This window comes from Paenibacillus cellulosilyticus (assembly GCF_003182255.1).
Taxonomy (GTDB): domain Bacteria; phylum Bacillota; class Bacilli; order Paenibacillales; family Paenibacillaceae; genus Paenibacillus_T; species Paenibacillus_T cellulosilyticus.
The window spans coordinates 49,139-70,219 of the sequence record NZ_QGTQ01000022.1 but is presented as its reverse complement, the minus strand read 5'-3'; the positions used below and the strand labels follow the sequence as shown (position 1 = coordinate 70,219).

15 protein-coding genes are annotated in these 21,081 nt (G+C 53.7%); 2 read left to right on the top strand and 13 right to left on the bottom strand.

The genetic code is table 11. The annotated features are described in order from the left end of the window. Positions 1–211 precede the first annotated feature (211 nt). On the bottom strand, positions 212–1,291 hold the full coding sequence (locus DFQ01_RS21915) for a Gfo/Idh/MocA family protein (RefSeq protein ID WP_110046057.1): 1,080 nt from the start codon (positions 1,289–1,291) through the stop codon (positions 212–214). A gap of 224 nt (positions 1,292–1,515) precedes the next feature. Between DFQ01_RS21915 and DFQ01_RS21910 the strand changes: the two genes are divergently transcribed. Further along, positions 1,516–2,673, top strand: a complete 1,158-nt coding sequence (locus tag DFQ01_RS21910; protein ID WP_110046056.1) for a virulence factor — start codon at positions 1,516–1,518, stop codon at positions 2,671–2,673. Between the two features lie 1,049 nt (positions 2,674–3,722). On the opposite strand, the gene DFQ01_RS21905 is transcribed toward DFQ01_RS21910, so the two are convergent. The 6 genes from DFQ01_RS21905 to DFQ01_RS21880 all read right to left on the bottom strand — a co-directional run bounded on the left by DFQ01_RS21905 (position 3,723) and on the right by DFQ01_RS21880 (position 12,372). Then, positions 3,723–4,901 (bottom strand): transglutaminase domain-containing protein, encoded by a 1,179-nt coding sequence (locus DFQ01_RS21905; protein ID WP_174812832.1) that lies wholly within the window; start codon positions 4,899–4,901, stop codon positions 3,723–3,725. Between the two features lie 377 nt (positions 4,902–5,278). Then, complete coding sequence (locus DFQ01_RS21900; RefSeq protein ID WP_110046054.1) at positions 5,279–7,549, bottom strand: AraC family transcriptional regulator; 2,271 nt, start codon at positions 7,547–7,549, stop codon at positions 5,279–5,281. A gap of 164 nt (positions 7,550–7,713) precedes the next feature. Beyond that, positions 7,714–9,324, bottom strand: a complete 1,611-nt coding sequence (locus tag DFQ01_RS21895) for an extracellular solute-binding protein (protein WP_110046053.1) — start codon at positions 9,322–9,324, stop codon at positions 7,714–7,716. A gap of 118 nt (positions 9,325–9,442) precedes the next feature. After that, complete coding sequence (locus DFQ01_RS21890) at positions 9,443–10,330, bottom strand: carbohydrate ABC transporter permease (protein WP_110046052.1); 888 nt, start codon at positions 10,328–10,330, stop codon at positions 9,443–9,445. 234 nt (positions 10,331–10,564) lie between these two features. Next, the gene (locus DFQ01_RS21885) at positions 10,565–11,029 is read right to left on the bottom strand and encodes a hypothetical protein (RefSeq protein ID WP_146216911.1); all 465 of its coding nucleotides are present in this window, start codon (positions 11,027–11,029) and stop codon (positions 10,565–10,567) included. Between the two features lie 419 nt (positions 11,030–11,448). Then, on the bottom strand, positions 11,449–12,372 hold the full coding sequence (locus DFQ01_RS21880; protein WP_110046050.1) for an ABC transporter permease: 924 nt from the start codon (positions 12,370–12,372) through the stop codon (positions 11,449–11,451). A 223-nt stretch (positions 12,373–12,595) separates the two neighbouring features. Here DFQ01_RS21880 and DFQ01_RS21875 point away from each other — a divergent pair, with 223 nt between their 5' ends. Then, a complete protein-coding gene (locus tag DFQ01_RS21875; protein WP_110046049.1) occupies positions 12,596–13,630 on the top strand; it encodes a dienelactone hydrolase family protein in 1,035 nt (344 codons plus the stop codon). A gap of 650 nt (positions 13,631–14,280) precedes the next feature. Here the strand turns inward: DFQ01_RS21875 and DFQ01_RS31205 are convergent. The 6 genes from DFQ01_RS31205 to DFQ01_RS21850 all read right to left on the bottom strand — a co-directional run bounded on the left by DFQ01_RS31205 (position 14,281) and on the right by DFQ01_RS21850 (position 21,065). Then, the gene (locus DFQ01_RS31205) at positions 14,281–14,445 is read right to left on the bottom strand and encodes a hypothetical protein (protein ID WP_174812833.1); all 165 of its coding nucleotides are present in this window, start codon (positions 14,443–14,445) and stop codon (positions 14,281–14,283) included. A 141-nt stretch (positions 14,446–14,586) separates the two neighbouring features. Continuing rightward, positions 14,587–15,654, bottom strand: coding sequence for an LLM class flavin-dependent oxidoreductase (locus DFQ01_RS21870; protein ID WP_110046048.1), 1,068 nt, complete (start codon positions 15,652–15,654; stop codon positions 14,587–14,589). Further along, the gene (locus DFQ01_RS21865; RefSeq protein ID WP_110046047.1) at positions 15,651–17,102 is read right to left on the bottom strand and encodes a DHA2 family efflux MFS transporter permease subunit; all 1,452 of its coding nucleotides are present in this window, start codon (positions 17,100–17,102) and stop codon (positions 15,651–15,653) included. The genes DFQ01_RS21870 and DFQ01_RS21865 overlap by 4 nt, the downstream gene beginning before the upstream one ends. Continuing rightward, a complete protein-coding gene (locus tag DFQ01_RS21860; RefSeq protein WP_174812834.1) occupies positions 17,099–19,207 on the bottom strand; it encodes an ABC transporter ATP-binding protein in 2,109 nt (702 codons plus the stop codon). Before DFQ01_RS21860 ends, DFQ01_RS21865 begins: the two co-directional genes overlap by 4 nt. A gap of 12 nt (positions 19,208–19,219) precedes the next feature. Continuing rightward, positions 19,220–20,116 (bottom strand): ABC transporter permease, encoded by an 897-nt coding sequence (locus tag DFQ01_RS21855; RefSeq protein WP_110046045.1) that lies wholly within the window; start codon positions 20,114–20,116, stop codon positions 19,220–19,222. Between the two features lie 22 nt (positions 20,117–20,138). Beyond that, on the bottom strand, positions 20,139–21,065 hold the full coding sequence (locus tag DFQ01_RS21850; RefSeq protein ID WP_110046044.1) for an ABC transporter permease: 927 nt from the start codon (positions 21,063–21,065) through the stop codon (positions 20,139–20,141). Between the last annotated feature and the right edge of the window lie 16 nt (positions 21,066–21,081).

Sequence of the window (21,081 nt, the reverse complement as noted above, 5' to 3'; positions counted from 1 at the left end):
TCTCAAACGTGTTCATCGGGTTATTATAGCACAGAAACGCCCGTTCGTCATAACGAGTAGGGATGGGATAAACTGTTCTTTTGCAAATTTTTTATCTATATCTCGTGGAATCTTCGTCAAAAATCAGTTATGCGATACAGGCACAACGCAAAAGAAGCTTCCCAGCCGATTGCTCGGCCAGAAAGCTTCGAATCATTTTGACGATAAACAGTTAGTCCCAGTTCAGCTTCACTTCGCCGCCATTCGCGGAAGACTCGTAGATGGCATCAAGAATCCGATTGTTCGTGTAGCCCGTAATAACGGATGAGATTGGCGTCGTGCCTTCATGAATGGATGTTATAAAATGTTTCGCGACCAGCTCGCGCTCGTTCACGCTATCCAGCGGCTCAATCTCGGACATCACAACCTCATCGTTCTCGTGCTTCACAAGCGTCGCTTTGTTACCAACGATCGAAACACCCGCTTCGGTCCCCATCAAATGAATGAACGGCTCATCGGTCAGATCCGCGGCATGCGCTGCCCAGCTAACGTCAAGCGACAACGTCGCACCGTTATCCAGCTTGATGAGTGCAGTTGCCAAATCCTCAACATTGTAGATGCCTTCCCAGTTCGGCGTACCCCAGTTCCCAATACCACGCTTATGTGGACCAAATTCTGCATAAGTCGTTCCGAATACGGATACCGGCTTCGGACTATCCACAAGATGAAGCGACAGGTCAAGCATATGAACGCCGATATCGATCAGCGGACCGCCGCCAGCCATCTCCATCTGCGTGAACCAAGAGCCCCAGCCTGGGATCCCCTTCTTACGGATCCATCCTGTCTTAATGTTATACACACGTCCAAGCACACCGTCATCGATCAAGGCTTTCACTGCGCGGGAAAGACCTGTGAAACGCATCTGTTGTGCGATCATGACCGTCTTGCCCGTACGCTGCTGCGCATCGACAATCTCCTTCGCCTTCGCCGAGCTGATTGCCATCGGCTTCTCCAGCAGCACATGCTTGCCTGCTTCCAGCGCGGCAATCGTCAGTGGTGCATGGAACTGGTTCGGCACCGCGATGACAACGGCATCAATGTCCGGGTCGGCAATGAGCGCTTCTGGCGAAACGTGAATCGTAGGAATCGAATGCTCTTCTGCACGTTTCTCTGCCAGCGGCAGGTATGTGTCTGTTACGGCGCGGAGTTCCGCCACGTCGCCCAACTTATTCAAGGTTTCCATATGAACGGCGCCAATGGCACCAGCACCGATAATGCCGAAACGAATGCGGGATGGAGATTTAATCGTCATAGTAGTATGCCTCCGATTTGGAATATACGAGTGATTTGGAATATACGAGTATTATAACCTTATGAAGCAAACGGTTGCACTGCGCCTAATTGGTGTTGTTTTGTCCGAATTTGCTGCATTATTTACTTTATTATAAAAAGAGCATCGATATGATGCATTCGCATCCCGCTTCAAGATCGGGTAAACTACTCATGACGAACATCTCATGATCGGAGGAATATTCCATGAAATTGTTATCGATTGAACCAACGCCAAGTCCGAATTCGATGAAGTTGAACGTCGATGAGACACTTCCTCGCGGACATCGCCATACATACTTGCCTGATAAATCAGAAGGCGCCTCGGAAATTATCCGAGCGCTGCTGGCTATTAATGGGGTCAAAAGCTTATTCCGCACCGCGGATTTCATCGCACTGGATCGTAAGCCGAATGCAGACTGGCAGAGCATTTTGTCCGAAGCACGGCGGCTGCTTGCCGGAGATGACACCGATGCTGCGGCAGCTGGCGTTGGAGCGGCGCCATCGGCTGATGGCTTCGGCGAAGCGCATGTGCTCGTGCAGTTCTACCGCGGCATTCCGATGCAGATTCGGGTACGTATCGGCGAGCGCGAGGTGCGTGCCGCTATGGCGCAGCGCTTCACCGATGCGGTGCAGGCTGCAGCAGGAACGACGTTCATCCGCGAGCGCAAGCTAGAGGAGTTCGGCATCCGCTACGGCGAGCCAGAGGAGATCGCAGCAGATATCGTGCGCGAGCTCGAAGCTGCTTATACAGAGGAGCGAATCGCTTCTCTTGTGGCGGCATCGCAAGCGCAAGGACCGGATGCGGTCGTGGAGGCGCCAATCCGCCCTACGCCGCTGACAGCCGACGAGGTGCTTGCGAAGTTCGATGCTCCCGATTGGCAGGAGCGCTATGCTGCGCTTGATCGGCTTGCGGAATCGACGCCAGAAGCGCTTCCGATGCTGCAGCGTGCACTTGCTGACGAGAACGCATCGATTCGCCGCTTAGCCGTCGTCTACCTCGGCGATCTGCGCAGCGCGGAAGCAATGCCGCTGTTGTTCACGGCGCTGAAGGACAAGTCTGTGTCCGTTCGCCGTACGGCTGGCGATACGTTGTCCGACATCGGCGATACAGCGGCCATCGAGCCGATGATCGAGTCGCTGCGCGACAAGAACAAGCTGGTGCGCTGGCGCGCGGCGCGGTTCTTATACGAGGCGGGCGATGAGCGCGCCTTGGATGTCCTCCGCGAAGCTGTGAACGACGCGGAGTTCGAAATCTCGCTGCAAGCGAGCATGGCCGTCGAGCGCATCGAGCGCGGCGAGGAAGCGGCCGGCTCCGTCTGGCAGCAAATGACGCAGCGCAATCGCGGCAACGATGCGGAGTAACGAGCGAGCGCCGGTATCATTTTATATAAGGCGTGGATTACCGGTGGTTGCCTTTCGGTGGTGTTGAAGTTTGTCTTGAGGTAACGGACTCAGATGCTCCATTGGGGTAGCGTAGCGGACTACAGAGACGTTATTGGGGCAAAATATTGCTCAAGGTTGACGTTGGAGTGCTAATAAGATCTTTCCGGTCCTTTAGCGAATGTAGTATCGTCATTGCGGCGAAATAGCGATCCTCCTGTCCGTTACAAACCAGCGCGTACGTATGGAAGAGCATCTTCTGATGTTTTGTAACACACTTGTAATAAACGCCTCAGGTTCATTTCAGCTTCACCCGGCATAATAATAGACAAGACCCCCTTATGAAATAGATGATTGAGCCTACGGTGAACGCACGCCGTAGGCTACTTTTTTGTCTATGATGCGGACGGTAGCTCAGACTCGGCCTATGGTAACAGACCTACTTTCTCGTTGTTACAGACTCTTAATCGTCACTTCAGGTTTACTTCAGGTTCATTTCAGGTTCACCCTGCATACTAAGTAACAAGACCCCCCTTATGAAATAGATATTGAAGCCTACGGTGAACGCACGCCGTAGGCTACTTTTTTGTCTATTGTGGTTGACGCAACCCAGACTCGGCCTATGTAACAGACTCGCTATCACTTTGTTACAGACTTGTAATCGTCACTTCAGGTTCGTTTCAGCTTCGCCCTGCATAATAAGTGGCAACCCCCCTTTATGAAATAGATTATTGAAAAGCCTACGGCGAACGCACACCGTAGGCTACTTTTTTGTCTATTGTGTTGGTAGCAGCTCAAACTCAGCCTATGTAACAAGCCCTCTTTTACTTGTCATCATCTTGTAATAACCGTTTCAGGTTCATTTCAGCTTCGCCCTGCATAATAAGTGACAAGACCCCCCTTTATGAAATAGATATTGAGCCTACGGCGAACGCACGCCGTAGGCTACTTTTTTGTTGTATCGCTCCTATAAAAAAAGCGGCCTAATCATCGACTCCATCGGGAGCGCGATTAGGCCGCTTTTATTTGTCCTACGCGGTAAACTTTACTTCCAGCAGCACCGAACCGTCGGTGCCGTAAGGCGTGCTCCGCACTTGGTAGCCGTCACGAATGCCGGCCTGCCGGACCGCGGCGCGAATGTCTTCGTTCCATGAGTCGCCTCTCGTGTAACGTACCTGAAGCTCGCGCTTTCCGCCAGCCGACATTTCCGAGAGCTTATTGGCGAGTGCTGTAACAGAGGTAACCGTTCGATCGGACTGCAGCCAATCGAGGCCGATTGCCGCTTCCAGCTTAGATAAGCGCTGCGCTTCCAGAGGTACAGTCTGCATCCGCTTGCGCAGCGCATCTGCATACACCGTAGTCGCCTTCGGATAGGTCTTGGTCCATTGGTGATCCGCTCGCATTTGCGAATCCGTTAACAGGTAATAGCGATATTGGCTGCGGAGGATCGCGCCTTGCGCCGCATCAACACCTGTCGTTGAAGCAATCGCGGCATCATCCCAGGTTGCGTCGAGATGGTACCATTGTCCGTCCAGCTTTACGATATTCCAAGCATGCTCGCCCGTATTCACGGTTCCTGCAGCGATAACATTCTCAATGCCTGCCTTCGTCAGCATGTTGTACATAAGAAGTGCATAACCCTGGCAGACTGCCCTCCCTGTCGTGAGTGCTTCATAAGCGGTATACTTCTGAAGCGCTTGATCGTAATCAACGCGTGCAACGACCCAATCGTGAATCGCCTTCACTTTCTCATGGTCGTTCATCTGATCGTTGATGATGTTTCGCAGTGCCCGATCCGTTATGCGGTTCACTTCGGCTGTCTGTTCTGCTGTCTCACGATAGCGGATACGAAGATCAATGTCCGTACGGATCGAAGTCTCGCGGATTGTGTAATAGTAAGAATCAATAATGTAGGCGATGTAATCGTCTGTCCCTGTCGCAGCGGCCAACGCCTTCTTCAGCGCGGCCTCCGAGTGATCCGATCCAAGCATCGCGACGGATACACGGTCGGTATGTGTCTGAAGCTGTTTCTTAATGTACTCGGCGAGCGACTGCTCGTTCTTCACTTCAGCAGAAGCGGCAAACGCTTCGGTGCCAGCTACAGCGCCTACTGCGATAGGACGCACCTTTTGCTTCCAATAGTTAAACAGTTGGCTCCCCCCCAACACACCGGCAATGACGGCCAGCAGCACAATTCGAGTGACCCGCATGGCCATCCTCTCCTTCCGCAATGTTGCTTATTAGCATCATTATAACCGAACACGAGGAAACAGAAACCATTGGTGGAAGCTTCGGACTAGACGATGGCAAGCGACGGTTGATTAGCATACTTCAAAGTACACTAACTTGATGCGAAAACGAGTAGCGGCTATATAAGATACTTCAAAGTATTCTATGTCGATCCAAAAGAGGACAGCTGCAGTTTAAGATACTTCAAAGTATCCTATCTCTTCACATAAGCGGGCAGCGGCGAGTTAAGATACTTTAAAGTACGCTATCTCGATACAAAAGAGGACAGCGACACAGCACGGCCGCCCTTACAACAAAGGGGATAGCGCAGCTTTCCCACGCTATCCCCCCTCTCCATCTACCCTTTCGCGACCTTCCCCTCATCGCCGGCGATGCGACGGCGGTAGTCGGTCGGCGTGACGCCGTAGTGCTTTTTGAACATGCGATAAAAATACGACGGGTTCGTATACCCGATCCGCTCTGCGATCTCCGCTACGGAGTAGTGCGTGCCTTCCAGCAGCTCAATTGAACGCTCCATACGAACGGAGTTGATGACGTCGATTAGCGCATTAAGCGTGATCTGCTTGTAGATGCGTCCGACATAGCTAGGTGACAGGTCAAGCCGGTCGGCAATCCAGTTGAGCGACAGGTTGGAGTCACCGTAGTGCTCGTCAATAATCTGGTGGATGTGCTTAATGAGATCCTCATGGCGCATACTTCTTTTCTCAGCGAGCTTATCCCGCACCTCTTCGAGCAGCGCTTGGAATACAGCCTCCGCCTCCTGCAGCGTCTCGAACGGCTGATCGCTGGTCGCCAGCATATGTTCGGGGCTTCGCTCGAATACGATCGCATGGCTCCGCTGGAGCGAATGCAGCACATTCGTCAGTACCATCGTCAAATGGGACAGCAGCCAGCGCGCCACCTGCACGGAGTGGCTCCGAGTCTCGTTCACCATGCAATTAATGAGCTGCATCGCTTCATCTACCTTGCCTGCCGCCACGCTCTCGATCAGCCGCTTCTCTTTATCGACCGGGTAGACATATTCCTTCAGCATCGGCATAATGACATCGCTCGCGCGAATGAGCGCACGATATCCCTCGAACAGTCGATGCTGCGCAGCCTGCTTCACCCTCTTATACATCGTATGCACGTGAACGGCATGACTGTCCGCATCGGTGTATGCAATGGTGACGCCTATGCGCAGATGCTCAAGAATCGCCTGCTGAATATGCCGCAATACCGATTCGAGCAGTTCCTGATCATCGAACGGGGCAGCCTGGGAGTTCCCGAGTAATAAGAGCACACCGTCAGCATCCATATCGACCGTCTCGACCTTGTATGACTGTGAAGCCAGCTCATAGCAAATGTTCATAATGGCATATTTGTAGACACGCGCATCTGGCCCGCTCGAATCCGAGAACGACTGGAATCGATCAATCGCAAGGAGCGCCATCCGATACTCATTCTGAAAATCAAACTCGATGCCCAAATCGTCCATGCGTCTGCGCAGCGGCCTTGGATTGAGCGCCTCACGGCCTAACACGAGGTTGCGTAAAATATCTTGGCGCAGCGTCAGCAGACTGTTCCGCTTCTCGGTCTCGAGCGTACGCATCCGGCTTGCCATCCGGTCGATCGGCATGAACAGCCGCCGTGACAAAACAAACGAAGCGATCAAGCCAGCCGCGAGAATCGCCGCCGCAACCGCGATCGTCAATACCCGAATGCCGTTCACCTGACGGGTGACATCGCTATAAGGTGTTATGCGTACGTACCGCCATTCCAGCGAATCCGGCTTCGTATAAGAAACGAGTGATTTTTCCCCGCCCGATTGGTCAATAAAATAGTCCGAATCCTCGTCAGCAACAATCCGGTGGATCAACGTCGTCGCTTCATCGCCTGAACGGCCGACCAGCAGATTATCGCCTGAGAGCAGCCTGCCGCGGTTATCGATAATGAACGATTTGCCGTTATTCGCTTGCCCGTTATGACTGCCGATATCACGGTTAATCCACTGCGCATCAATGTTGACGATAATGGCGGAGTTAACCTTATCGGTCAGTCCGATTGCATCGTAACACAAATAGGTATAGACGGCCTGACGCTCCGTCGAGTCGACATCAACTGGAATCGTACGCGGAATCGGGGTGAAAGGCTTATAGTCCTGATAGTCGTCAAGCATCTTCAATATATCCTGATCGGCGAGCTCGCTTGGCGCGAGAAGTCCGTTTTGTTTCGAATTGGAGGAGAGATACACATAAGGCGAGTTCGGGTTGTAAACGTAGATGGATTTGATGAATGGCATGGAGTTCAAGTAGTTGCTAAGCTCCTGCATAGCAGCAACGGAGTCATAAATGCTCGGCTTGGCATAAAACATCAGCTTCGAAATGGTTAAGTTCTGATACAGCTGAAACGAGAGCGTTTGCGCGCTTTCGGTCATCCCGACTACCTCTTTGCTCGTCTGGTTAAGGGCAGCGAGGTCAGATTGATACACCTGCTTCAAGGCAATCCGATTAAACAATGTGAACAATATGGCGGAGGAGACGACCAGCGTCACCACAATACAGAGCGTAATGCTCAGGAGCAGTCGAATAAACAGCTTGCCATTGTCTTCGTAATGCTTCAGTCGCATGCAGCTCCTCCTCGTACTATCGGTATACCGAGATTGTATGAATGAAAGGGGTTTCAGTCAATGCTATTTTTGTACTACTCTCGTGGCTGCCGACCCGTGTAAGAGCGGAATGCGCCGACGCCCGCCCGTACGTTCCGGGGGACGCCGACGCCTGTCAGATCCGCTTACTTGATACCGTTAGTTGTTACATATTGCTCCCACTGCTTCTTATATTCCTCGTGAATCTTCTCCAGTCCTGCTTGTTTCGCCTTCGACATCGCAGTCTGCAAGCCTTCCTGGATATTATCCACTAGACCTGCGTACAGCGGTGCAAAATATTGGCTCTCCACCTGCTCGACCGCCGCTTTCTCCGCCTGATAAGGCGTGTAGTCCTCAGCGAAGCCTGTGAACTTATCCGGCGACTGGATTTTGTCCAGCGATGCGAAAATATCTTTGACGCCATCAAAGTCCTTATCGAACAGCATGTACTCCGGATTACGCCATGCCCAGCCGTTCATGCTTTCACGCGGGAAACCGTTGGACGTGCTGTCACCGATCATTTCATAGTAGCCATCCGTTACTTTGTAGTTCGTGCCTTCGACGCCGTACTCTGTCAGCTGGTTGTAGCGTTTGTCGAGCACCATTTTTTCGTAGAACGCGAGCGCACGCTCTGCATTCTTACTGCTCTTCGGAACAGCGAAGCCGTTATGGATAGGGTGAACCGGCGTCGCGTAGCCTTTTGCCAGCGGGAACGGAAAGTATGCGAGCTCCCAATCTGGATGAGCCGATTTCATCTTCAGACGCGTATCGTTAAAGCGAGTTGGGTTATCCCCGAGAATAGCCGCTGCTTTACCGCTGACGACTGGTTCTTGGAGCGTATCCTTATCGTTCAGGACGTTTTTCGCGAAGAAGCCTTTCTGCTGCCAGCGCTGCGCAATCGTCAAATCTTGTACCTGCTCATCAGAGCCCCAGTACGAATAGACGTTGGACGGATCCTTATACGTAATACCGAGTCCGTATGGCGTTGCGCCGATTGCATCATGCGTCAGGTCGCGGATTGGCGCAATCAGGTTATCACGGACGTTCGAGTTCATCGACAGCGGCATCATGTCCGGCTCGTTCTTCTTAATACCGTCGAGGTACTCTTCGAACGTTGCCATGTCTACCGGTTTCGGCAGATTATACTTCACACGCAGGTCTTCGCGGTATACGAAGCCAAGCGTTACGTACTCCTTGTACGTTGCTGGAACCGTGTAGATTTTGCCGTCGATCTTGACGGCATCCCACATGTCAGCCGGTACATACTTCTGCAGTTCGGGCGCTGCTTTTGGCAAAATATCCGTAATGTCTTGGAAGGCACCCTTCTTCGCATACGATTGGAACTGCGTCCAGTCCGCCGTGAAGATAAGGTCGATCGGCTGACCCGAGGAGAGCAGCAGCTTATACTTCTGATCCCAGTCGGTCCAAGTCGTGTAGTTGAACTTAACGGTCGTATTCAGTTCTTCCTTCGCCATCTGGTTCACAAGATCTTGAATCTTCGACAGATCCTTCGGCGCGTCGCCCAGCATGTAGAATTGCAGCTCCACCGGCTTCGACGTATCGATGCCTGTCTTCGCTGCGTCATCTTCCTTCGGCGTGTCGGTCTTCGTCGTATCGGTCTTTGTATCCCCCGTGTTGTCGGTCGTGTTGGACGCTGTGTCTTTCGAATCATCCGATTTGCCACAGCCGGATAGGACGACTGTGAGGACGAGCATGACGGATAAGACGGACATCCAGAGCTTTCTTGTTCTAAGCATGAATGAATCCTCCCTTTGGATTAGTTCAGCTGACAATATGTTAACCCCCGAGAAGCCAAGCTGTCGCTTTATTTCTTCTCGATGGATGTAACCAGAGGTTACAGTTCGGTGATTTGGATTACCCTTTAACTGCTCCGATCGTGAGTCCTTTGACAAAATAGCGCTGCACGAACGGATACAGCAGCAGAATCGGTCCCGTCACAACGAGCGCCATCGCCATCTTCGTCGATTCGGTTGGAATATCTCCTCCGAGCGAGACCCCTGTGCCTGCACCCATCTGCGTCACGAACGATATCGTATTGATGACGTTATACAAGTAGAATTGCAGCTGATACATGTGCTGATCGTTGATGAAGAGCGAGGACAGGAACCAATCGTTCCAGTACGCGAGTGCTAGGAACAAGCCGACTGTTGCGATGCCGGGCATCGACAGCGGCAGGACGATGCGATAGTAGATTTTGAAATCGTTCGCGCCGTCGATCTTGGACGATTCGAACAGCTCGTCAGGAATGGCGGAGCGAATGAAGTTCTTCATCAAAATAATGAGGAACGGCGTCATTAAGCCCGGGAAGATGAGCACGGTGTACGTGTCGGTCAGCTTCAAATACTTCGTGATCAGAATGTACCAAGGTACAAGGCCGCCGCCGAACAGCGTCGTGAAATAGATGTAGAAGCTGAACGCGTTGCGGTATTTGAAGTCTTTGCGCTGCAGAACGTAACCGGTCATCGTAATGAGGAACAGGCCGAGCAGCGTGCCGACGACTGTCGTGATTGTGGTTACCTTGTAGGCGCGCAGCACCTGGTCCGGGAATCGGAACACCATGCGATAGCCCTCAAGGGAGAATACTTTCGGGATGAGATGGAACCCGTGTTTGACGATCGACTCATTCTGGGTGAGTGACGCCGAGATGACGAGCAGGAATGGGAATAAGCATAGCAAGCTGCCGATGATGAGAACGGTGTAGGCTAGCGTGCGAAATAATCGATCGGATGGGGTGACGCTCATGGGAGACCTCCTTCTGATTGTTTTGTTGGGCGCGTTGGAGAGCTGCTTCGCAGCGGATCGCCTGGGCGGCGAGGGTCGCTGCGCGGCGGATCGTTCTTCCGATCGCTGTTGTCCCCGGATTGCCCTGAATTGGTGAGATCGCTACTATGTAGCAATCCGGGGACAAAGGCGACCACTAACGTTTCTCCAGAACGATACCGCCGCTCCGCTCGTTTGCCGCCCTTACTTCCCCACTCAGCGTCGTGGGGAAGGTTTGGCTCGCCCATCTCCCCAGACTACCGTCGTCGATGGGCTCGCTGCGCTGCCCTTGGCAGCGCGGGCTTCCGTCGCCATGCGACGGGAGGGACTTGCATGCTGCTGCGGTCGTCGCTGTGCGACGCGGAGCCCGGCCGCAGCGCGGCCCTCTTTTGGCGTCGCTGCGCGACTTTGGGCATGCAGCGTCGCTGCAAGCAAGTGCTGTCCATCGCTGTGCGATGTCACTGCTGCGGCCTTGGTTGGCGTCGCTGCGCGACTTTGGGCATACAGCGTCGCTGCAAGCAAGTGCTGTCCATCGCTGTGCGATGTCGCCGCTGCGCGGCCCTGGTTAGCGTCGCTGCGCGACTTTGGGCATGCAGCGTCGCTGCAGGCAAGTACTGTCCATCGCTGTGCGATGTCGCCGCTGCGCGGCCTTGGTTGGCGTCGCTGCGCGACTTTGGGCATGCAGCGTTGCTGCAAGCAAGTGCTGTCCATCGCTGTGCGATGTCGCCGCTGCGCGGCCCTGGTTGGCGTCGCTGCGCGACTTTGAGCATGCAGCGTTGCTGCAAGCAAGTGCTGTCCATCGCTGTGCGATGTCGCCGCTCGCGGCCTTGGATGGCGTCGCTTCGCGACTTTAGTACAGCTAGCCGTCAACCACAGGATAGTGTACTTTTTTGTACTCTAACTCAGGCAGTCCATCGTCATTGCCGCGTTAGTGTACTTGTTTGTACCCTATCCCACCCAGTTCGCCGTTGGTGATGCGTTAGTGTACTTTTTTGTACTCTACCTCGCTCTGCGAGCCGATGGAGGTGGTTTAGTTCACTTTTATGTGCTCTATTCAATCAGCCCGGCAATGAGCCCGGCCGGCCGCTCCGCGGCCTCTTTTAGAACAAAGCGTAGTCGTCGTTGATTTTGCGGATGATGTAGTTGACGGTCATGACGAGCACGAAGCCGAAAGCGGATTGGTAGAGGCCTGCGGATGTGGCCATGCCCATGTCGAACGTTACTTTGAGCGAGCGATAGACGTAAGTATCGAGAATGTCGGTGGCGTTGTAGAGAACGCCATTGTTGCCGACGAGCTGGTAGAACAGGTCGAACTGGCCTTTCATAATACTGCCGAGCGCGAATAGCAGCAGGACGATGAACGTCGTCTTGAGCATCGGGATCGTAATGTGCCATATTCGCCCGAATATGTTCGCGCCGTCAATCTTCGCCGCCTCGTAGTACTCCTCGCTGATGCCGGTGATGGCTGCGAGGTAGATGATCATGCTGTATCCGAGATTTTTCCATAAATAGAAGATTACAATGAGCGGCACCCACACCCACGGGGTGTTGTAGACGTCAACCGACTCCATGTGAAGCGCTTTCAGCGTTGTGTTCAAGAAACCATTCTCGTAGTTGAACAGGTTGTACACGATGACGCTCAGAATAACGAAGGAGATGAAGTAAGGCAGGAACAGAACGGATTGGGTCAGTTTTTTGAACCATTTGAGCTTCAGCTCGCTGACTAGAACGGCCAGTGCGATGGCGAACACATTGCTCAGGACGATGAATGCAAGATTGTACCCGAGTGTATTAAGCGTAAGCCGCTTCAGGATGCCGGATCTCCATAGAAACTTGAAGTTCTCGAAGCCGATGAATTCACTGTTGAACAGGTTGGTGTTGAAGTCGAACCGGGTGAACGCATAATAGATGCCGACCATCGGGATGTACGAATTAATTAGAAAAAAGATCAGCGCCGGCAGCAGCATCAGAAACATGAGCCGGTTTTTGACGAGTTCGTACACAAATCCTCTCTTTCGAAGCATGCTGGTCTCTCCTCTCCTCGATCGTGTTTCGATCAGGTGCTGCACTCAGTGTAGTCGGACAGCATTTCGGCCAGAAAGAGTCAGTTCACGAAAAATGTGAACTTATTCGTCTCTTCACCTATGAACATTTTCGGCTTTTGTGCACTTTGACGCTGTTCACACTTCTCAATCTCTCGCGAATCCCGTTATGATAAAGGCATATATGACCAAAGGAGGGCATTGGATGCGACAAGGTGACGCAGCGCTGGCAAGATGGTATGAAGAGCAAAAGGTCGTCAGAGAGCAGCGGGCTGCACAACAAACGGCTGAGGAACGTAAATTAGGACTGCTTGGTCTGCTTCATCAATCACTGGGAGAGTTCGAGCGGACATCCGGATTCGAGCCGGTCTTGCTGGAACGTACCGAGTGTGACGGTTACATACGAGAAAGAGTGGAGTTATCCGCTGTTTCGGGGCTGGCGTTCGGGGCGTATGTATTAATCCCTGAAGGAGCAAGCGGTCGCTTGCCTGGGGTTGTTGCCGTACACGGGCACGGCTATGGCAGCAGACAGATATGCGGGATGACGGCAGATGGCCAGTGGGATACGACGAGCGCGGGCGGCCACTCGCATTTTGCCGTGCAGCTTGTGAAGCGCGGCATGATCGTGATTGCACCTGATGTTATCGGATTCGGTGAACGGCGGCTTGAGAGCGATATTGCCAACGACCCGAATGCACCAAACTCCTGTTATAGGATGGCGACAAAATTATTGATGCTCGGCAAAACGTTAACCGGGCTGCGTGTTACAGAAATATTCGGGGCACTCGACTACTTCATGACTCGGCCTGATGTAGATCCGGCTCGTATCGGGATTGCCGGCTTCTCCGGCGGATCGGTCATCGGCTACACCGCGGCAGCGCTCGATCAGCGAATTGGCGCAGCACTGTTGATCGGCTATCCGAATACGTTCAAGGATAGTATCTGGGATATTCGGCACTGCATCTGCAATTATACGCCGGGCCTTCTTAGCGAGGCGGAATTGCCAGAGCTGCTTGGACTTATCGCACCTCGGCCGCTGTTCCTGGAGTCAGGCAGCAACGATCCTATTTTCCCAGCGGAAGGGTTCGAACGGGCGGCAGCTGAACTGCGAAGGCTGTACGGGGAAGCCAATGCCGAGGATCGGCTGGCTTACGATTTGTTCGAGGGTGGCCACGAGGTAAGCGGTCGCCAATCCTTCGACTGGCTGAAGCAGCAATTGGAAGCGATTCCGATTTTGTAACATTACTGTAATGTTCCACTCAGGTTTATTTCATCTAGCGTTTTTATAATAAGTGACAAGACCCCCCTTATTAATATAAAACTTGAACAAGCCTGCGGCCCGTTGCTGCAGGCTCCTTTTTTTGTCCGAGATTCGATCGCATTGTGGTATACTTCTTAATGGTATTTCAAGTCGAAAGGAAGATCACGATGGTTCGATTTATTTTGAACATTATTATCAGTTTGGCAATACTTGTGTTTTCCATCATTCGCCTGAGCGATGGTAATAATATTTTCTATGTAACGCTGGGATTGTCCATCGTTTCATTAGGCGCGAATGTGTTTATGATGATCAGAAAAACAAAACAGTAAGGTTCGTCTTACAAACCAAAAGCCTGCGGCAGCGCCGCAGGCTTCTTTTTTGTTCCCCGTTCATATCCCGGCTGCCGCAAACTCTTTGATACGTTTACGAACGCTCATCTGCATGTCGCTGATCACTATATGGATTGAAATTGAGACTTCAACGGTTGTTACAACGGCTATTTGACGATATTATAGTCCGTTAAGCCGCTAACGGTTGCCATTGAGGGTATTTCATGTGCAAGAGGTCATATGGCAGCTGCTAAGCGCCAGTACAACCGTTAGATTCCGGCAAGTGACGTTTTTAAACAATTAAGCACGGCTGCATCCGTTAACTGCAAGCTGCAAGCTGCAACGATCCCTATCCTTTTTGCCGTCCGTATGCGCACCTGCACTAGTCAATTCGTTCAATCCCGCAAGCAAAATGGCAAACGGCTGCCCGTTCAACTTCTCGAACGTCCCAACGTTGATTGGCATGCGGTTTGCTCCCGCCCTTTGCCGCCGCAGTCAATTTAACCCGTAAGTTTGCAATCTCAGCCAGCAACGAACGCGCCAAGCAGCTCCACAGCTCCTCATGTAATGGTTCGGTGAATAAACTACCAGCCTGCACCCTCATTATCACACCGTCTCCACGGACAGCCGCGTCTTCGTATCACGCCACACCGTGCTCGGCACCTCGCGCCGAAGCACGGGGGCAATGTCTTCAGCGAAACGCTGCATCTGCTCCCGCTGCTCGGCCTCGGTCAGACCGTCGACGCTTAGTGACAGCACTTGGTGGCCGAACGCTTGCTGGTAGTTCAATATTTTCTCAATGATTTGTTCCGCGCTTCCGACCAGGCTAGGCCCCCGCTCAATCACATCCTCCAATGAGGTAAAAGGCGACTTGTTATGCTGCGCGGCAGCCGTCGCTTGATGCGCATCGTAGTATGGGCGGTACCGCCCAATCGCTTCTTCCGTCGTATTGGCGATGTACAAGCTGCCTGCACCTGCGCCGACGACAGCCTTGCTCGGATCATGGCCATAGTAGGCAAGCCGCTCGCGATAATGCTCGATCAGCTCTTTATACTTCGCCTGCGGGTGGAAGCTGTTCGAGGAGAAGATCGGCTCGCCATAGCGAGCCGCAAGCTCCGTCGACCGCGTGCTAGAGGCACTGCCGTGCCAGATTGGAATCGGCTGCTGCAGCGGCCGCGGCTGTGTCGTCACCCCATCAAGCGGCGGCCGGTATCGGCCCTGCCACGATACATTTTCCTCCCGCCACAACCTTCGCAGCAGCTCATACCGCTCCTCCATGGAATCCCACTGCTCCTCTTCGGTAATGCCGAACAGCGGATAGTGCCGTGGATCATTGCCTTTGCCGATAATCAGCTCCAGCCGTCCGCCGCTGAGGTGATCAAGCGTTGCATAATCCTCCGCGACTCGAATCGGATCAAGCACGCTTAGCACCGTTACAGCCGTCAGCAGCCGGATGCGCGATGTTCTTGCGGCAATAGCTGTGAGCAATACGGGCGGCGAGGACGACAGGAATGGGTCGCCATGACGCTCGCCGATCCCATAGCCATCGAAACCAAGCTCTTCTGCCAGCTGCGCCTGTTTAATGATATTCTCGAATTTCTCAGTCGTCCCGAACTGCTCGCCCGTCACCGGATTCCTCAAATTCATCACGAGCGAGAACCATATGAATTTCACAAGCTTTCACTTCCTTTCGACGTACGGAATGAGGCCGCAGTCTGTCTTCTGCCCAGCAGCATCGAGACCGGAATCGCACACGCCACAATAAAGCTGGATAACAGGAAGACGTCATGCATGCTGTGCACATACGCTTCCTTATAAGGCTGCTCCGCCTGATGAACAGCCAGACGCGAATAAAACAACGAGGTGCAGATGCCGAGCGCCATCGCATTAAATACCTGCCGCAGCCAATTCAACATCGCTGAAGCGTGACCAAGCGATTCCTGAGGAACCGATGACATGCTTGCATTCGTCGCCGGCGTCATCGCAAGACCCGTGCCCATATTGCGGATCGCCAGCCAGACAACAATGGCTGTAAGACTCGTCCCCGCATGAATACCACTGAAATAATAGGTTGTAATGAACAAAATACTGCCGCCCGCAATCATCAGCTTCACGGGCCCCAGCCTGCTATACCACCGTCCCGAGGCAAACGTAGCCGCCGTAAGGCAGCCCGCTGCTGGCAGGAAGATCAAGCCGGTCTGAAATGGCGTCAATCCCTTCATCTCGACTAGAAACAGCGGTAGAAAATAAACGACGGAATAAAGCGCGAACGACATGATGAGCGAGGCCGTTAGACTAAGCGCAAATCTCGCGTTGCGCAGCAGGCCAAGCTGAAGCAGCGGATGCTCGCTTTGCAGCGCCTGCACAATAAAGAGCGCGAAGCAGGCCGTTCCTGCAACCAGCAGGCTCCACGTAAGCGGACTGTGCCAACCCCAGTGGCTCATGTTGCCGAACAGCAGGAGCAGCAGCAAGCTTCCGACTGTTGCAAGCAGCAGGCCTAACCAATCGAGCTTGGCTTGCGCATTGCCTCGGTCCTGAGGCAGTACAGCATAGCCCGCTGCCCAAGCGACAACACCAACCGGCGCAGTAACAAGAAAGATCAGATGCCAATCCACACTTTGCAGAAAACCACTGAGCGTCGGGCCGATTGTTGTGCCTAACACGGTCGAGAATGACCAAACACTAAGCGCAAATGCCTGCCGCTCGGGTTTAATGCTGCGGTAAATGAGCGCGAGCGAGACAGGCTGAATTAGCCCGCAGAATAACCCTTGTATAATCCGAAACGCGATTAGCGTCTGAACATTCCAAGCCAAGGCGCACAGTATGGAGCTGACGGTTACACCACCGATCGCGAGCAAAAACAGTCGTTTGCAGCCGAATCGATCCATGGCGAAGCCGCTGACTGGCACGATGATGCCGCTGGCGAGCGTGAAGCCCGTCAGCATCCACTGTACAATTCGAAGCTCCGTATCGAAGATATCGATAAAGCCTGGGAGCGATACATTTAGAGAGACGACGTGATACATGCCTGCGAAGGAGCCGAGGAAAATCGCGGCAAGAACCGGCCAGAACGCCGGATAAGAAGCGGGTGTTTCCGTTGGTATGATAGGTACACGTCTCATACAAGCGAATAATGGCAGGCGACATAACGGTCATCATCCAGTGGACGAAGCGCTGGCTGCTCCTCCTTACAGCGTGCGGTCGCAAACGGACAACGGGTGTGGAATCTGCATCCGCTCGGCGGATTGGATGGCGATGGAATTTCGCCTTGCAGAAGCGGCGTATCCCGACGTTTTCCTGGTATCGGCTGCGGAATGGAGTCAATGAGCAATCGAGTGTACGGATGCGCTGGCCGGAGGAACAGCTCCTCGCTGGGTGCAATTTCAACCAGCTTGCCAAGATACATAACGCCAATCCGGTCTGAGATATGACGCACAATCTGAAGGCCATGCGCGATGAATAGGTACGTCAAGCCAAGCTTCTGCTGAAGATCCTGCAGCAGGTTGACGATTTGCGCCTGCACGGATACATCAAGCGCGGATACAGCCTCATCCGCAAGAATAAAGCTCGGATTAAGCGCAATTGCTCGGGCGATGCCAATCCGCTGCCGCTGTCCGCCGGAGAACTCGTGCGGATATTTGTTCGCACTGGAAGCATCCAACCCAACTAGCTGCAGCAGCTCCTCCGCTCGCTCACGACATTCACGGGCTGTCAGCACGCCGTGAACCTTGAGCGGCTCCGCGATGCTGTCTCCCACTGTCCACCTAGGGCTAAGCGAGCCGTATGGATCTTGGAAGATGACCTGCATCTCCCGCCGCAGTGGTCTTAGCTGTGCCGCGGTCAGCGAGGTTAGATCCGTTCCTTGAAAATGGATCTGGCCCGATGTCGCCTGCTCCAGCTGCAGCAGCACGCGGCCAAGCGTCGACTTGCCGCTGCCCGACTCGCCTACTAAGCCGAACGTCTCGTTCCGACGAATCGAGAACGACACATCATCGACCGCCCGCACATACGAACGTGGTGCTGTGAGACTCTTTCGTTTGAGCGGGTAGTATTTATGTAGATTTACAACCTCGAACAAATCATCAGACGTCGAAGGTGATGAGGATTGCCCGCCATGCAGCTCATCTGTCGAATGAAACACGCTGCTGAGCGTAGCGATCACGGACGACGATGCTTCTCTCGTCACAATAAAGCTCTCCTGCAGGCCGCTTCTCTGATCCTCTGGCCTCACGCCTTCTGAGCGGGCCACAGCAGATGTAATCGTGTCGATATGCCAGCAGGCTGCCTCTCTGCCTGCCTGCCCGATTAGCGGCGGCGCCTCTGTCCGGCAGCGATCCGTCGCATATTCGCAGCGCGGATGAAATAGGCAGCCGCTCGGCAGCGCAGCAAGCGACGGGATCGCACCTTGGATCGCATGCAATCTAGAGCCTCGGACGCTGTCCAGCGGTGCAGCAGATTGCAGCAGTCCTCTTGTATAAGGATGCAAAGGCTGTGCGAACAGCTCTGCCGTCGCCCCTTCCTCAACGATCTGGCCCGCATACATGACGATGACACGATCAGCGATTTCGGCTGCGATGCCAAGATCATGTGTGATGAGCAGAATCGACATGCCCAGCTCATGCTTCAGCTCCTGCAGCAGCTGCAAAATTTGCGCCTGAATCGTCACATCCAGCGCTGTTGTTGGCTCATCTGCAATAAGAAGCTCCGGGCCGCAGGAGAGAGCCATCGCGATCATCGCCCGCTGCAGCATGCCGCCCGACAACTCACCAGGATATTGCTTCATTCGAAGCTCAGGCTCAGGGATGCCAACCCGCTTCAGCAGCTGTACCCCCCGCTCCCAAGCCTCACGCTTGCTAGCCCGTTCATGGCGCAGAATCGTCTCTGCGATCTGCTGACCAATCGTGAATACCGGATCGAACGCTGCCATCGGCTCCTGAAACACCATGGCGACGCGTTTGCCCCGAATGCGTCGAAGCTCCGCCTCTGGCAGCTTAGCCACATCCTGACCCGACAGCAGCACGCTGCCCTCGGTGATCCTGCCGCTCTCGTGCTCGATCAGCCGCATGATTGCTTTGGAGGTAACCGTCTTCCCACTGCCCGATTCGCCGACCAGACAGACGGTTTCGCCAGGCTGGATGGAGAAGGAGACCTCGGATATTGCCGTCAACAGACCATGCTTAGTCTGAAAATCGACGGACAGTTTGCGGATATCTAGCAGCGCTCCCACGATCGCCTCCCCCTAACCTTTTGTATTTTTCTTCGGATCCAAATTATCCCGCAGCCGGTCGCCAACGATATTGACGGCTAACACGAACAACGTAATGGCTACACCAGGAAACGTACAAATCCACCATGCCACGGTCAGGTAGCCGCGCCCTTGAGACAGCAGCGTACCCCAGTCCGGAATTTCGCGCAGAACGCCAAGTCCCAGGAAGCTAAGGCCTGAGCCCGTCAATATTGCAGTCCCTACACCGATGGTTGCCATGACGAGCAGGGGCGACAGTGCATTCGGCAGCACATGCTTCCAAAAAATATGAAGGGGCTTCGCGCCGACCGATCGGGACGCCGCAATGAAGGTCCGTCCTTTGATGCTAATGATCTGGGCACGCATAATGCGCGCATAGCCCGGAATGGAAGAGACAGCTACCGCCAGCACAATATTAAACAGCCCTTTGCCAAGCGCACTTGCGATAGCAAGCGCAAGCAATATCCCAGGAATCGTCATTAGAATATCGTTGCATCGCATGAGCACGCTGTCGACCCATCCACCCGCATAGCCAGCGAGCGCCCCGACAGCACCGCCTGCCAATCCTCCGACAAGAACGGAAGCGAAGCCGATAAAGAGCGAGTCGCGACTGCCGTAGACGACAACGCTGAATATATCCCGGCCAAAATAATCCGTGCCGAATAGATGCGCACGGCTCGGCGCCTGCATAATGCTGTCCGTCAGCATCGCGGTTGGTGAATAAGGTGCGATCAGCGATGGCACAGCCGCACAGGCAATAATGAATGCAATCATAATACCAGCGCCGATCAAGAACGAATCGGCTGCTGCGAGACGGCGCAGCCTGAGCGTTGCAAACCGCGCTCTCCCACCTCTTCGCCAGACTGTGCTGGCCGTTACAGCTTCCCGCATGCTTTCCTCAACTCCTTTCTACTTATGCCGAACGACGTACCCTCGGATCAATGAACGTATAGGACAGGTCGACAAGCGTATTTACGATCACATAAACAAAAGCAGAGAAGAAAATAACCCCTTGAACGACCGGAAGATCCTTCGCCATCAAAGCATCCGATATGATGCGTCCAATCCCCTGCCGTGAGAACACCGTCTCGATTACGACCGTGCCCGCCAGCATCTCGCCGATCAGCATGCCGATCATCGTTATGGCAGGTATAAGCGCGTTACGAAGCGCATGCTTATACATGACTGCCCGTTCCGACAACCCCTTGGAGCGCAGCGTCAGAATAAAATGCTCGTCGATAATATCAAGCATGCTGCTTCTCACCATCCGAACGATGAAACCCGCTCCAACAGTGCCGAGCGTAATCGCCGGCAGTACGAGCGTCTTCCAGCCGTCAGACCCCATTGCCGGGAACCAGCCCAGCTTCAAGCTGAGCAGTACAATGAGCAAAATGCCCGACCAGAAGGTCGGCATCGAGATGCCGAACAAACCGACAATACGGGCAATCAGATCAATCGGGCGATTGCGGTGAACAGCCGACAGGACGCCGAGCACAAGGCCGATGCTGACCGCAACAAACGAGCTTGCCGCCGTCAGTGCCAGCGTGGCTGGGAAGTGATCGAGTATTTTGCCAAGCACCGGTTCCGAATTCATCAGCGACTGTCCAAAATCGCCTCGTATCATATCGCCGAAATAGCGAGCGAATTGGATATAGAACGGCTGATCGACACCAAGCTGATGCCGCAGGTTCGCCACCACCTCCGGCGTAGCAACCGACGGATCGATGATCGTATCCGTCGGATCGCCTGGCAGGACGTACAGGATGGCAAACACCAGAATGAGAGAGCCGATGATGACGAGCAGCGAAGAGAACAGCCGTCTAGCAAGAACACCTGCCATCCTATGGTTAGCTCCC

Bases quoted from the DNA above. Each gene is read 5' to 3' on its own strand.
- DFQ01_RS21915 (WP_110046057.1), bottom strand. From the start codon at position 1,291: ATGACGATTAAATCTCCATCCCGCATTCGTTTCGGCATTATCGGTGCT.
- DFQ01_RS21880 (WP_110046050.1), bottom strand. From the start codon at position 12,372: ATGCTTCGAAAGAGAGGATTTGTGTACGAACTCGTCAAAAACCGGCTC.
- DFQ01_RS21910 (WP_110046056.1), top strand. From the start codon at position 1,516: ATGAAATTGTTATCGATTGAACCAACGCCAAGTCCGAATTCGATGAAG.
- DFQ01_RS21895 (WP_110046053.1), bottom strand. From the start codon at position 9,324: ATGCTTAGAACAAGAAAGCTCTGGATGTCCGTCTTATCCGTCATGCTC.
- DFQ01_RS21855 (WP_110046045.1), bottom strand. From the start codon at position 20,116: ATGCGGGAAGCTGTAACGGCCAGCACAGTCTGGCGAAGAGGTGGGAGA.
- DFQ01_RS21905 (WP_174812832.1), bottom strand. From the start codon at position 4,901: ATGCGGGTCACTCGAATTGTGCTGCTGGCCGTCATTGCCGGTGTGTTG.
- DFQ01_RS31205 (WP_174812833.1), bottom strand. From the start codon at position 14,445: ATGCCAATCAACGTTGGGACGTTCGAGAAGTTGAACGGGCAGCCGTTT.
- DFQ01_RS21900 (WP_110046054.1), bottom strand. From the start codon at position 7,549: ATGCGACTGAAGCATTACGAAGACAATGGCAAGCTGTTTATTCGACTG.
- DFQ01_RS21865 (WP_110046047.1), bottom strand. From the start codon at position 17,102: ATGAGACGTGTACCTATCATACCAACGGAAACACCCGCTTCTTATCCG.
- DFQ01_RS21875 (WP_110046049.1), top strand. From the start codon at position 12,596: ATGCGACAAGGTGACGCAGCGCTGGCAAGATGGTATGAAGAGCAAAAG.
- DFQ01_RS21850 (WP_110046044.1), bottom strand. From the start codon at position 21,065: ATGGCAGGTGTTCTTGCTAGACGGCTGTTCTCTTCGCTGCTCGTCATC.
- DFQ01_RS21890 (WP_110046052.1), bottom strand. From the start codon at position 10,330: ATGAGCGTCACCCCATCCGATCGATTATTTCGCACGCTAGCCTACACC.
- DFQ01_RS21885 (WP_146216911.1), bottom strand. From the start codon at position 11,029: ATGCCCAAAGTCGCGCAGCGACGCCAACCAAGGCCGCGCAGCGGCGAC.